We start from the raw sequence: 12,291 nt of genomic DNA on the forward strand, positions 1-12,291 counted from the left end.
CAACCCACCGCCATGCGTCTCGTCGTTGGGCGCTCGGCGTGCGTGTACGGTGCGGTCATGACCGATCGCAACCGCCGCTTCCTGCTCCGTGAACGTCCCTCCGGGCGCATCGGCCCCACCACCTTCGAACTTGTCGACGAGTCAGTGCCCGACATCACGGATGGCGAGGCGCTCGTCCGCGTCGACTGGATCTCGCTCGACCCGACGAACCGCGGGTGGATCAACGACACACCGTCATACCTACCGCCGGTCGGTATCGGCGAGGTGATGCGCGCGGGCGGGCTCGGCGAGGTTGTCGCGTCGAAGAATCCGAATTACCCGGTCGGCCAGACCGTGCAGGGTCTGGTCGGCTGGCAAGAGTATGCGGTCGCCTCGGAGGCGGCGCCGCTACTGCCGGTCCACGTCGCCGAGGGCGTGTCGCCGAGTGCCTACTTGGGCGCGCTCGGCATGACGGGGCTCACCGCGTGGGTGGGGATCCGCGACATCGGCACACCGCGGCCGGGTGAGACGGTGGTGATCTCGGCCGCGGCCGGGGCGGTCGGGTCGGTCGCAGGCCAGCTCGCCAAGGCCGACGGCGCGCGCGTCGTCGGGATCGCGGGCGGACCCGAGAAATGCGCGCTGCTGACCCGGCAGCTCGGCTTCGATGCCGCCGTGGACCACCGCGCCCAGGACTGGCGCGCCCAGCTCGCCGCGGCCACGCCCAACGGTGTCGACGTCGACTTCGAGAACGTCGGCGGCGACATCATGGACGCCGTCTTCGCGCGGCTGAACGTCCGGGCACGGGTCGCGCTGTGCGGACTGATCTCCGGCTACAACGACGCCGACCCGCCGCCCGGACCGCGGGCGTTCGGCAACCTGCTCATCCAACGCGCGACGGTGCAGGGCTTCATCGTCCTCGACCACTTCGCCCGCGCGCCGCAGGCAAACGCCGAGATCTCCGGACTGATCGCGCAGGGCAAGCTCACGCCGCTGGAGACCGTCGTCGAGGGCTTCGAGCAGCTGCCGACGGCGATAAACATGCTGTTCGACGGCAAGAACGTCGGCAAGCTCGTCGTCAAGACGTCGGGCTGAGCACCGAGCTGTGGTTCAGCCGAATTCGAGCAGCGCGTAGGCGCCACGGAACGGCTTGACGGGCGCAAAGTTCCAGAACGCCGGGAACAGGGTCCGGAAGAAAAACCCCCGCCCCCTGGGCATCGGCACGTCGTGCACCGCCCGCACGCCGGGCATGGTGGTGGCCAGGTCCGCCAGTTGACGCACCGAAAGGCTGAACGGCATCGGCGGCACCCGGTACTGTTTGGACGACCGCATCCCTTTCGGCGCCAGCTTCTTCACGATCGTCGGCGGCAGGTCGAAAAACATCTGCCCGCCGGGAAACCGCTTGGCGCACGCGGCGATCAGGCCCAGCGCCTCGCCGGGTTGCAAATACATCAACAGCCCCTCGGCGGTGACGAACACACCGTTGCTGCTGTCGATCGTGTCCATCCAGGTGTGGTCCAGAGCGGACTGCGCGATGTACGTGATCCGCGGGGAGTGCGGCAGCAGGCGCTGCCGCAATTCGATGACCGGCTCAAGATCGACTGATGCCCAACGGAATCGAGCATCCGGCAGTGCGCTGGTCAGACGCCAGAAGCTGGTCTGGAAGCCTTCCGCCAGAGCGACGACGGTGGCTTCGGGATGCGCGGTGAAATAGCGGATCGCGCACCGGTCGACGGCCAGCGACCGCAACGCCATTTCCTGGCCTTTGCGCCCGAACTTGTCGAAGTCGACGTCGATGGACCTGACCAGCTCGATGGCCATCGGGTCGTCGATGATGGCGTCCGGGTGGGCCGCCTGGAACGCGCGGCCGTTGAGCGTCATCAGAGCTGTTTCGGAGACGCCGGACAGCGCGCTGGCGTCAACTTTGTCGTCGGCGGTGTCACTCATCGGGACTCACCCTACCGGCGTGACGACCGTCGATGCGCCTGGCCGACGCGCTCGCCGGCCCGTGTGTCCAGACCTTCGGCCGCGACGACCGCGGCGCGGGGCCATTCGCCGCGGCGCACTGCCGGCTCGATGCGGTCACGGCGGATGGCCTCGACGTCGATCGCCATGTCGCGGGCCACCGCGGCCGGCACCCGGAAAGAAAAGCGGCGCTCGTCGGTGGCAACGGCCAGCAGCGCGTCGGTATCGGTCAATCCGTTGGCGCGCCAGGTGTCTTCCGCCCATGTGAACGGCCTGAGCCCGGAGAAGGTGTTGACATAAACCACCCACAACCGGACGTTGCGCTCGTTGTACAGCTTGTCGATCGCCCGCTCCACCGCGGCGCGGTCCGGCGCTGCCAACACGCCGGATTGGTCGGTGATGTAGCGCGACAGCTGCAGGGCCGGCACGGCGCCGGCGGGCGGCTGGGGCTGCGGCGCGGCGTTGTCGGTCAGCTGTGGCTGCGGCGCGGAGGTGGCGCCGTCGGTCGGCTGGGGCGGCTGCCCGCGCAGCAGCTGTTCTCCGACGGCTGCGACCAGCCCGAACAGCACGAGCGCGACGATCGCGAACAGCAGCGCCGCGGGCCGCACGCGGCGCTGCCGCCGGGCGGGCGGCGCGGGCATCGATGGCGCGGCGACGGCGCGGGCCGGGCGCGCCGCAACCGCGGGCATGGTGGCCGAGGCCGCGGTCGGCCGGTCACGCAACGCCATCGCGAAATCCGAGCAGCTCGAATACCTTTCACCGGGCTCCTTGGCGAGCGCGCGGGCGAAGGCGGCGTCCAGGCCCGCCAATTCTGCACGCCGGTCGCCGATCAGCGGTGGCAGCTCGGACAGGTGAGCGGCGATGACGACCGCCGGATTGGAGTTCGCAAACGGCGCCGCTCCGGTCAAAAGCTGAAAAGCTGTGCAGCCCAACGCGTATTGGTCGGCCCGCCCGTCGATGTCAGCGCCCCGAAGTTGCTCCGGTGCGGCGTATGCCGTCGTCCCGACGATCATATTCGTCGCGGTCAGGCCGCTGACTTCCCCGAGCTGGCGGGCGATTCCGAAATCGGCGAGCATGATCCGGCGGCCGCGCGGGGTGGGCCCGCCCAACAGGATGTTTGCCGGTTTGACGTCGCGGTGCAACAGCCCGTGCGAATGCGCGTGGTCGAGCGCGTCGGCAACCGTGGTCACGATCGGAAACGCCTCTGCAAGTGGCATTCCGGACGGATATCGGTTGCGCAGCAACGCCAACGCGTCGGCGCCGTCCACATAGTCCATCGAGATCCACAGCTGCCCGAGGTATTCCCCCCGGTCGTGGATGCCGACGATATTCGGGTGCCACAGCCCGGCGGCGAGGTCGGCTTCCCGGTTGAACCGCTGCCGGAACTCGCGGTCGGCGGTCAGATTGGCCGGCAGGATCTTCAGGGCGTCCCGGCGGGGCAGCCGCGGATGCTGCGCGAGATACACCTCGCCCATGCCCCCCGAGCCCAACAACCGCACGATGGTGTATCCGGCGAAGACCTCGCCACCCTGCAGCGGCATGCGTGCATGTTCCTTGCGCTAGGCAGACGACCGGGCCCGCAGCGTAGCCAACGCCTTGTCGGCGTGGGTGTCCATGTTGAACTCGCTGCCGACCACGTCGAGCACCGTGCGGTCGGTGTCGATGACGAACGTGGTGCGCTTGACCGGCATCAGCTTGCCGAGCAACCCGCGTTTGACGCCGAACATGGCGGCCACCGTGCCGTCGCTGTCCGAGAGCAGGGGGTAGTCGAACCGCTGCGCGTCGGCGAACTTCGCCTGCTTGGCAACGGGATCGGTGCTGATTCCCACCCGAGACGCGCCGACCGCGGCGAATTCACTCGCCAGGTCCCGGAAGTGGCAGGCCTCCTTGGTGCAGCCCGGCGTCATCGCCGCCGGGTAGAAGAACAGCACCACGGGACCGTCGGACAGCAGTTCGCTCAACGCGCGTTGCGTTCCGGTCTGGTCGGGAAGCGCGAAGTCTGGCACGGTGTCACCGGTTTTCATGGCCGCCACGTTACGCCAGCGGCGGCCAGGCCATCTGGGAAGATGAGCGGATGCACACCAACCTCGCTGCGGCCACCACCGCGCGGCACGATTTCCGTGCGCTGGCAGCCGAGCATCGGGTGGTGCCGGTGACCCGCAAGGTGCTGGCCGATTCCGAAACGCCGCTGTCGGCCTACCGCAAGCTCGCCGCCGACCGGCCGGGCACGTTCCTGCTGGAGTCCGCCGAGAACGGCCGATCCTGGTCACGGTGGTCGTTCATCGGCGCCGGCGCGCCGTCGGCGCTGACGGTGCGCGACGGCGAAGCCGTCTGGCTGGGTGCGGTGCCGCGGGACGCGCCCACCGGCGGCGACCCGCTGGCCGCGCTGCGCGCCACGCTGGAGTTGCTGGCCACCGAGCCGCTGCCGGGGCTGCCGCCGCTGTCGAGCGGCATGGTGGGGTTCTTCGCCTACGACCTGGTGCGACGGCTGGAGCGGCTGCCCGAGTTGGCCGTCGACGACCTGGTCCTGCCCGACCTGCTGTTGCTGCTCGCCACCGACCTGGCCGCCGTCGACCACCACGAGGGCACCATCACGCTGATCGCCAACGCGGTGAACTGGAACGGCACCGACGAGCGGGTCGACGAGGCCTACGACGACGCGGTCGCGCGGCTGGACGTGATGACGGCGGCGCTGGGCCAGCCGCTGCCGTCGAGCGTCGCCACGTTCAGCCGCCCCGAGCCGCGATACCGCGCGCAGCGCACGGTCGAGGAGTACGGCAAGATCGTCGACTACCTGGTGGGCCAGATCGAGGCCGGCGAGGCGTTTCAGGTGGTGCCGTCGCAGCGTTTCGAGATGGACACCGATGTCGCGCCCATCGACGTGTACCGGATGCTGCGGGTGTCCAACCCCAGCCCGTACATGTATCTGATGCATGTCCCGGATGAGACTGGGGGAACAGCCTTTTCGATCGCGGGATCCAGTCCGGAGGCGCTGGTGAGCGTGCAGGACCGGCGGGCGACCACGCATCCGATCGCCGGGACGCGGTGGCGTGGTCAGACCGACGAGGAGGACCAGCTCCTGGAGAAGGAGCTGCTGCACGACGACAAGGAACGCGCCGAGCACCTGATGCTGGTCGACTTGGGCCGCAACGACCTCGGCCGGGTGTGCGTGCCGGGAACGGTGCGCGTGGAGGATTACAGCCACATCGAGCGCTACAGCCACGTCATGCACCTGGTCTCCACGGTCACCGGGATGCTTGCCGAGGACCGCACCGCGCTGGACGCGGTGACGGCCTGCTTCCCGGCCGGCACCCTGTCCGGCGCGCCGAAGGTGCGCGCCATGGAGCTGATCGAAGAGGTGGAAAAGACCCGTCGCGGCCTCTACGGCGGGGTGATCGGCTACCTCGACTTCGCCGGCAACGCCGATTTCGCGATCGCCATCCGCACCGCCCTGATGCGCGACGGCACCGCCTACGTGCAGGCCGGCGGCGGGGTGGTGGCCGACTCCAACGGGCCCTACGAGCACACCGAGGCGGCAAACAAGGCACGCGCGGTGCTCAGCGCGATCGCCGCCGCCGGGACGCTGAGCACGGCGTCGGCGGGCGGCAATGGCTGATCGGCGTTGCCGGCCCACGCTGCGGTCGGCGCAGATGCTGCTGGTGGTCGCCGCCGGCGGGCTGTGGGCGGCGTCGCGGCTGCCGTGGGTCGTCATCCGCTCCTTCGACGGGCTGGGCCCCCCCAAGGCAACCACCCTGTCGGGCGCGTCCTGGTCGTCGGCGCTGGTTCCGTTGGCGGTCGTGCTGCTGGTCGCTGCCGTCGCGGCGCTCGGCGTGCGGGGTTGGCCGCTGGCCGTGCTGGCCGTCGTGCTGGCAGCGGCCAGCTTGCCGATCGGGTACCTCGCGGTCAGCATGTGGGTGGTCCCCGACGTGGCCGCCCGGGGCGCCGATCTCGCGCACGTCCCGCTGTCGTTCCTGATCGGGAGCACCCGGCAGTACGCGGGCGCGACGATCGCACTCGCGGCCGCGGTGTGCACCCTGGCCGGCGCGGTGGCGCTGATGCGGGTGGCGCGGGCCTCCCGGCGCGGCGAGACGAGGTACGTCACTCCCGCCGCACGGCGGTCGCAGGCCCCCCTCGACGACGGCCTCACCTCCGAGCGCATGATCTGGGACGCGCTCGACGAGGGCCGCGACCCAACCGATCAGCCGCGCAGCGAGGGTCGGTGACGGGGCAGGCGCCGACTGCCGCTACCCTTCGATGATCGCCATCGAATCTCGGGGAGGACCGGCAGGCATGAGCCCGGCAACCGTGCTCGACTCCATCGTCGAAGGAGTTCGCGCCGACGTTGCCGCCCGTGAGGCGGCCGTGAGCCTGTCCGAGGTGAAGGCCGCCGCCGAGGCGATGCCGCCCCCGCTCGACGTGATGGCGGCGTTACGCGAGCCCGGCATCGGCGTCATCGCCGAGGTCAAGCGCGCCAGCCCGTCGGCGGGCCCGCTGGCGCCGATCCCCGATCCCGCCGAACTGGCCCGCGCCTACCAGGACGGCGGTGCGCGGATCATCAGCGTGGTCACCGAAAAGCGACGCTTCAACGGAACGCTCGACGATCTCGACGCGGTGCGGGCGGCGGTCTCTGTGCCGGTGCTGCGCAAGGATTTCGTGCTGCGGCCCTACCAGATTCACGAGGCGCGCGCACACGGCGCCGACATGCTGCTGCTGATCGTGGCGGCGTTGGACCAATCCGCTCTGGTGTCGATGCTGGAGCGTACCGAGTCGCTGGGCATGACCGCCCTGGTCGAAGTGCACACCGAAGAAGAAGCCGACCGCGCGCTCACGGCCGGGGCACGGGTGATCGGCGTCAACGCAAGGGATCTCACGACGCTGACAGTGGATCGGGACTGCTTCGCGCGTATCGCCCCGGGCCTGCCCACCGATGTGATCAGGGTCGCCGAGTCCGGGGTGCGGGGCACCGCCGACCTGTTGGCCTACGCCGGCGCGGGTGCCGACGCGGTGCTGGTAGGCGAAGGCCTGGTCACCAGCGGTGATGCGCGCGCGGCCGTCGCCGATCTGGTGACCGCGGGGAGGCATCCGTCGTGTCCGAAGCCATCCCGGTAGACTTCGCTTCGAGCCGGGTTGGGAATGGCCGAACCCGATGAGCCGCTTACCCATTGAGCCTTTCTGATGGCAGAAATCGTGCGTCCGGAACTTCCGCGTGCCAGCTCGGCGATCGCCGAGCCCACCCGTCACGACCCTGACGCGCGTGGGCATTTCGGCGTCTACGGGGGTCGGTTCGTCGCGGAGGCGCTGATGGGGGTGATCGAGGAGGTCACCGCCGCCTACGACAAGGCCCGCGCCGACCCGGGGTTCCTGGACGCGCTCGACACGCTGCAGGCCAACTACGCCGGCCGGCCGTCACCGCTGTACGAAGCAGCCCGGCTGGGTGCCCACGCCGGTGGTGCACGGGTGTTCCTGAAGCGAGAAGACCTGAACCACACAGGTTCTCACAAAATCAACAACGTGCTCGGTCAGGCCCTGCTGGCCCGGCAGATGGGCAAGAAGCGGGTGATCGCCGAGACCGGGGCCGGCCAGCACGGGGTCGCCACGGCCACGGCCTGCGCACTGCTCGGCCTGGACTGTGTCGTCTACATGGGCGCCGTGGACACTGCGCGCCAGGCATTGAACGTGGCGAGGATGCGCCTGCTCGGCGCCGAGGTCGTGTCCGTGGAGTCGGGGTCGAAAACGCTCAAAGACGCCATCAACGAAGCCTTCCGGGATTGGGTCACCAACGCCGACGACACCTACTATTGCTTCGGCACCGCCGCAGGCCCGCATCCCTTCCCGACGATGGTGCGGGATTTTCAGCGGGTGATCGGCGTGGAGGCGCGCGCTCAGATCCTGGATCAGGCTGGACGGCTGCCCGACGTCGTCACCGCGTGCGTCGGCGGAGGATCCAACGCCATCGGCATCTTTCATGCTTTCCTCGACGACCCGGGAGTTCGGCTGGTCGGCTTCGAGGCGGCGGGCGACGGCGTGGAGACCGGTCGCCATGCCGCCCCCTTCGCCGGCGGTTCACCCGGCGCGTTCCAGGGATCGTACTCTTATCTACTGCAGGACGAAGACGGCCAGACCATCGAATCGCATTCCATCTCAGCCGGTTTGGACTATCCCGGAGTCGGCCCGGAGCACGCGTGGCTTCGGGAGACGGGTCGCGCCGAGTACCGGCCCGTCACCGACGCGCAGGCCATGGACGCGTTCGGGCTGCTGTGCCGGACGGAAGGCATCATCCCCGCCATCGAGTCGGCGCATGCGGTGGCCGGAGCGGTCGACCTGGCGGCCGAGATGGGCGGCGGCGCAGTGATCGTGGTGAACCTGTCCGGTCGCGGCGACAAGGACGTCGAGACGGCCGCGCGGTGGTTCGGTCTGCTGGACCGGTATCGATCATGACCGTGCGTCAACATCAAACCCGCGGTGTCGCAGCGGTGTTCGAGTCCTGCCGGCGCGAAGGTCGGTCCGCGCTGATCGGCTACCTGCCGACCGGATACCCCGACGTGCCCGCCTCCATCGCCGCGATGACCGCGCTCGTCGAATCCGGTTGTGACCTCGTCGAGGTCGGCGTGCCGTACTCCGACCCCGGCATGGACGGCCCGACCATCGCAACAGCCTCAGAGGCCGCACTGCGCAACGGTGTGCGAGTCCGCGATACGTTGACTGCCGTCGAGGCGATCAGCGCCGCCGGCGGCCATCCGGTCGTGATGACGTACTGGAACCCGGTGCTGCGTTACGGAGTCGACCGTTTCGCGCGCGATCTCGCCGCCGCGGGAGGCCAGGGCATGATCACGCCGGACCTCATTCCCGACGAGGCCGACGAATGGCTGGCCGCGTCGGACAGTCATGGTTTGGATCGCATCTTCTTGGTGGCGCCGTCGTCGACACCTCAGCGGCTGGCGGCAACAGTCGAGGCGTCACGCGGTTTTGTCTACGCGGCGTCGACCATGGGTGTGACGGGAGCCCGCGACGTGGTGTCGCAGGCCGCGCCCGAACTGGTCCGCCGGCTGAAGGCAATCTCCGACGTTCCGGTCGGGGTGGGCCTGGGTGTGCGGTCGGGGGAGCAGGCGGCGCAGATCGCGGGCTACGCCGACGGCGTCATCGTCGGCTCGGCTCTGGTGTCCGCGCTGGCCGACGGACTGCCCGCGGTGCGGGCGCTGACCCGCGAACTCGCCACCGGTGTGCGGCAGAGGATTCCAACACCGTGACGACGACTGTGCTCGCTTCTTTCCCCAGCCCGCCGCGTGGGGTGTGGCACCTCGGGCCGGTCCCCATCCGGGCCTACGCGCTGTTCATCATCGTCGGCATCGTGGTCGCGCTGTTGATCGGCGACCGACGCTGGGAGGCCCGGGGCGGCCAGCGAGGCGTGATCTACGACATCGCGCTGTGGGCTGTCCCGTTCGGTCTGGTCGGCGGCCGTCTGTACCATCTGGCCACCGACTGGCAGACGTACTTTGCCCGGGGCGGGGCCGGCCCGGGTGCGGCGCTGCGCATCTGGGACGGCGGCCTGGGCATCTGGGGCGCGGTGGCGCTCGGCGGTGTCGGCGCATGGATCGGGTGCCGGCGGCACGGCGTTCCCCTTCCGGCGTTCGGCGATGCGATAGCCCCCGGCATTGTGCTGGCGCAGGCGATCGGGCGGCTCGGCAACTACTTCAACCAGGAACTCTACGGCCGGGAGACGACGATGCCGTGGGGCCTGGAGATCTTCTACCGGAGCGACCCGGCCGGCTTCGTCGACGTACGTTCACTCGACGGCGTCTCCACGGGGCAGCTGGCGATGGTCGTGCAGCCGACGTTCCTCTACGAATTGTTCTGGGATGTCCTGGTGTTCGCGGTGCTGATCTACCTCGACCGGCGGTTCACGATCGGACACGGCCGGCTCTTTGCGCTGTACGTCGCCGGCTACTGCGTCGGACGATTTGGCATCGAACTGTTGCGTGACGACGTCGCAACGCATATCGCGGGAATCCGGATCAACTCGTTCACCTCGACGTTCGTCTTCGTCGGCGCGGTGGTGTACTTCCTCGTGGCCCCGAAGGGCCGCGAGGAACCGGCGACACTGGGCGGCCCCGCGGTGGTCGCGACGCCCGACGAGCCGGTTACGTCCACGCAACCCGTGCAATCAGCGGCAGAACCGCAACCGGTTGCAGCCGCGACACCGCCCGAGGACACCGAATCCGGGGCAACATCAGCTGAGACAATCGTCTCTGCGGCAACGGAATCCGAGCCGGCGACCGAAGAGCCGGAAGTGCCCGACGAGCCCGCGGCCGAGGCTCAAGAGGCCGAGGCCGTGGCGGCGGCCGAAGAGCCCGACGAGCCCGAGACTGTGGCGGCCGAGGAGCCCGACGAGCCGGACGTGAGCGCCGTCGTTCCCATCGAGGAATCGGCGCCACGCCGCTGGCGGTCCGCGCTGCGCCGGCGACGGCCCGAATAGGGCACTGCAGCCGGCATGCGTAGCAGCGCGACGGCTCCGCCCCGGCGCGGTCTCTGCTGGCCGGAGCCCTCACCCACGTCGCAGCGGCGGACCCGCGCGATCCGCGTTCGCTGTTTCCGCCGTGCCCATTCTGGCTTTCTGGCTGTTGACGGGCGGGAACTGTCCGGTGTGCGACGCCCTGCGGATGACGCATGACCTGCTGCACCCCGACCCGGCGTCCGCGGTCACCGACAATGTGTTCGTGGTCGTCGGCATTCCGGCTTTGGCGAGGTGGGTGATGACGCGCCGGCGCTGCCGCCGAACAGTGCTGCCGGTGTCGGCATTTGCGACCGTCGCCGTCGCGACACCGCTGTCGACGGTGGCGCGCAATCTGCCCGTTTTCCTGCAGGTCCGGCTCTGGTCGCCGGTGGGCTGGGCGACCGGCGACTATGATCGGAGGTCGTGATGAGGCGCGGCAAGATCGTCTGCACTCTCGGCCCGGCCACCAGCTCGCAGGAGATGGTCCGGGCACTGGTCGAGGCCGGAATGGACGTCGCCAGAATGAACTTCAGCCACGGCGACTACAAGGATCACAAGGCTGCCTACGACGGGGTGCGCGCCGCGTCCGACTCCACCGGCCGCGCGGTCGGTGTGCTTGCCGACCTGCAGGGCCCCAAGATCAGACTCGGCCGGTTCGCCGACGGCCCGACCCACTGGGCCACCGGCGAAACCGTGCGGATCACGGTGGCCGACTGCGCCGGCAGCCACGACCGGGTGTCGACGACGTACCGAACCCTGGCCGCCGACGCGGCGCCGGGTGACCGCGTCCTCGTCGACGACGGAAAGGTCTCGCTGGTGGTCGAGGGCGTCGACGGCGACGACGTGGTCTGCCGCGTCACCGAGGGCGGACCGGTGAGCAACAACAAGGGGATTTCGCTGCCCGGGATGAACGTGTCGGCTCCTGCCCTGTCGGACAAGGACATCCAGGATCTGGAATTCGCCCTGGATTTGGGCGCCGACATGGTCGCGCTGTCGTTCGTGCGGTCGCCGTCCGATGCCGAGCTGGTCCACGAGGTGATGGACCGGATCGGGCGCCGGGTGCCGGTGATCGCCAAGCTGGAGAAGCCAGAGGCGGTCGACAACCTCGAAGCCGTCGTGCTGGCCTTCGATGCCGTGATGGTGGCCCGCGGCGATCTGGGTGTCGAACTCCCTTTGGAAGAAGTTCCGCTGGTTCAGAAGCGGGCTATCCAAATGGCAAGGGAGAACGCCAAACCCGTGATCGTCGCGACCCAGATGCTCGACTCGATGATCGAGAACTCGCGGCCGACGCGGGCCGAGGCGTCCGACGTCGCCAACGCCGTGATGGACGGCGCCGACGCGCTGATGCTGTCCGGGGAGACGGCCGTCGGCAAGTATCCGTTGGCGGCCGTCCAGACCATGTCGCGAATCATCTGCGCGGTCGAGGAGAACTCGACGGCCGCGCCGCCGCTGACCCACGTGCCGCGCACCAAGCGCGGGGTCATCTCCTACGCCGCCCGCGACATCGGCGAGCGGCTCGACGCCAAGGCGTTGGTCGCGTTCACCCAGTCCGGTGACACCGTGCGCCGACTGGCCCGGTTGCACACCCCGCTGCCGCTGCTGGCGTTCACCGATCTGCCCGAGGTGCGCAGCCAACTTGCCATGACATGGGGCACCGAGACGTTCATCGTCGGGCACATGCGCTCCACCGACGGCATGATCCGCCAGGTCGACGAGTCGTTGCTCGGCCTCGGCCGCTACCGGCGGGGCGACCTGGTGGTGATCGTCGCGGGCGCGCCCCCGGGCACCGTCGGGTCGACGAACCTGATCCACGTGCACCGCATCGGTGAAGACGACGTCTGACCCGTGTCCTCCGACTT

The 12,291-nt window shown here is 69.5% G+C and carries 12 protein-coding genes; 9 read left to right on the top strand and 3 right to left on the bottom strand.

Translation table 11 applies throughout. The features are described from left to right. Positions 1 to 57 precede the first annotated feature (57 nt). Entirely contained in the window at positions 58 to 1,071 is a 1,014-nt protein-coding gene (locus ABDW21_RS02110; RefSeq protein ID WP_343598962.1) for an NADP-dependent oxidoreductase, read from the top strand. Between the two features lie 15 nt (positions 1,072 to 1,086). On the opposite strand, the gene ABDW21_RS02115 is transcribed toward ABDW21_RS02110, so the two are convergent. Genes ABDW21_RS02115 through ABDW21_RS02125 form a run of 3 tightly spaced genes read right to left on the bottom strand, consistent with a single transcriptional unit; the run spans position 1,087 to position 3,965 of the window. Beyond that, positions 1,087 to 1,923, bottom strand: coding sequence for a class I SAM-dependent methyltransferase (locus tag ABDW21_RS02115; protein ID WP_343598960.1), 837 nt, complete (start codon positions 1,921 to 1,923; stop codon positions 1,087 to 1,089). Between the two features lie 11 nt (positions 1,924 to 1,934). Next, entirely contained in the window at positions 1,935 to 3,482 is a 1,548-nt protein-coding gene (locus ABDW21_RS02120; RefSeq protein WP_343598959.1) for a serine/threonine-protein kinase, read from the bottom strand. 18 nt (positions 3,483 to 3,500) lie between these two features. Then, positions 3,501 to 3,965, bottom strand: a complete 465-nt coding sequence (locus tag ABDW21_RS02125; protein WP_343598958.1) for a peroxiredoxin — start codon at positions 3,963 to 3,965, stop codon at positions 3,501 to 3,503. 50 nt (positions 3,966 to 4,015) lie between these two features. Here ABDW21_RS02125 and ABDW21_RS02130 point away from each other — a divergent pair, with 50 nt between their 5' ends. From ABDW21_RS02130 to pyk, 8 genes are all read left to right on the top strand, one after another. Beyond that, positions 4,016 to 5,557, top strand: coding sequence for an anthranilate synthase component I (locus tag ABDW21_RS02130; protein ID WP_343598957.1), 1,542 nt, complete (start codon positions 4,016 to 4,018; stop codon positions 5,555 to 5,557). After that, positions 5,550 to 6,164: a TIGR02234 family membrane protein gene (locus ABDW21_RS02135; protein WP_343598956.1), complete on the top strand. Its 615-nt coding sequence runs from the start codon at positions 5,550 to 5,552 to the stop codon at positions 6,162 to 6,164. Before ABDW21_RS02130 ends, ABDW21_RS02135 begins: the two co-directional genes overlap by 8 nt. A gap of 67 nt (positions 6,165 to 6,231) precedes the next feature. Beyond that, complete coding sequence (gene trpC / locus ABDW21_RS02140) at positions 6,232 to 7,050, top strand: indole-3-glycerol phosphate synthase TrpC (RefSeq protein WP_343598955.1); 819 nt, start codon at positions 6,232 to 6,234, stop codon at positions 7,048 to 7,050. Positions 7,051 to 7,116: 66 nt separating this feature from the next. Further along, the gene (gene trpB, locus ABDW21_RS02145) at positions 7,117 to 8,379 is read left to right on the top strand and encodes a tryptophan synthase subunit beta (RefSeq protein WP_343598954.1); all 1,263 of its coding nucleotides are present in this window, start codon (positions 7,117 to 7,119) and stop codon (positions 8,377 to 8,379) included. After that, positions 8,376 to 9,188 (top strand): tryptophan synthase subunit alpha, encoded by an 813-nt coding sequence (trpA, locus tag ABDW21_RS02150; RefSeq protein ID WP_343710014.1) that lies wholly within the window; start codon positions 8,376 to 8,378, stop codon positions 9,186 to 9,188. Before trpB ends, trpA begins: the two co-directional genes overlap by 4 nt. Further along, positions 9,185 to 10,414 carry a prolipoprotein diacylglyceryl transferase gene (gene lgt / locus ABDW21_RS02155; protein ID WP_343598952.1) on the top strand — a complete coding sequence of 410 codons (1,230 nt, stop codon included), beginning with the start codon at positions 9,185 to 9,187 and terminating at the stop codon, positions 10,412 to 10,414. Before trpA ends, lgt begins: the two co-directional genes overlap by 4 nt. A 121-nt stretch (positions 10,415 to 10,535) precedes the next feature. Then, positions 10,536 to 10,859 carry a DUF2752 domain-containing protein gene (locus ABDW21_RS02160; protein ID WP_343598951.1) on the top strand — a complete coding sequence of 108 codons (324 nt, stop codon included), beginning with the start codon at positions 10,536 to 10,538 and terminating at the stop codon, positions 10,857 to 10,859. Next, positions 10,856 to 12,274 (top strand): pyruvate kinase, encoded by a 1,419-nt coding sequence (gene pyk / locus ABDW21_RS02165; protein ID WP_343598949.1) that lies wholly within the window; start codon positions 10,856 to 10,858, stop codon positions 12,272 to 12,274. Before ABDW21_RS02160 ends, pyk begins: the two co-directional genes overlap by 4 nt. Positions 12,275 to 12,291 lie beyond the last annotated feature (17 nt).

This window comes from Mycobacterium sp., from assembly GCF_039583805.1.
GTDB lineage: Bacteria > Actinomycetota > Actinomycetes > Mycobacteriales > Mycobacteriaceae > Mycobacterium.

What these genes read in the sequence shown, in the direction of transcription:
- ABDW21_RS02110 (WP_343598962.1), top strand. Translation starts at nt 58, where the DNA reads ATGACCGATCGCAACCGCCGCTTCCTGCTCCGTGAACGTCCCTCCGGG.
- ABDW21_RS02115 (WP_343598960.1), bottom strand. Translation starts at nt 1,923, where the DNA reads ATGAGTGACACCGCCGACGACAAAGTTGACGCCAGCGCGCTGTCCGGC.
- ABDW21_RS02120 (WP_343598959.1), bottom strand. Translation starts at nt 3,482, where the DNA reads ATGCCGCTGCAGGGTGGCGAGGTCTTCGCCGGATACACCATCGTGCGG.
- ABDW21_RS02125 (WP_343598958.1), bottom strand. Translation starts at nt 3,965, where the DNA reads ATGAAAACCGGTGACACCGTGCCAGACTTCGCGCTTCCCGACCAGACC.
- ABDW21_RS02130 (WP_343598957.1), top strand. Translation starts at nt 4,016, where the DNA reads ATGCACACCAACCTCGCTGCGGCCACCACCGCGCGGCACGATTTCCGT.
- ABDW21_RS02135 (WP_343598956.1), top strand. Translation starts at nt 5,550, where the DNA reads ATGGCTGATCGGCGTTGCCGGCCCACGCTGCGGTCGGCGCAGATGCTG.
- trpC (WP_343598955.1), top strand. Translation starts at nt 6,232, where the DNA reads ATGAGCCCGGCAACCGTGCTCGACTCCATCGTCGAAGGAGTTCGCGCC.
- trpB (WP_343598954.1), top strand. Translation starts at nt 7,117, where the DNA reads ATGGCAGAAATCGTGCGTCCGGAACTTCCGCGTGCCAGCTCGGCGATC.
- trpA (WP_343710014.1), top strand. Translation starts at nt 8,376, where the DNA reads ATGACCGTGCGTCAACATCAAACCCGCGGTGTCGCAGCGGTGTTCGAG.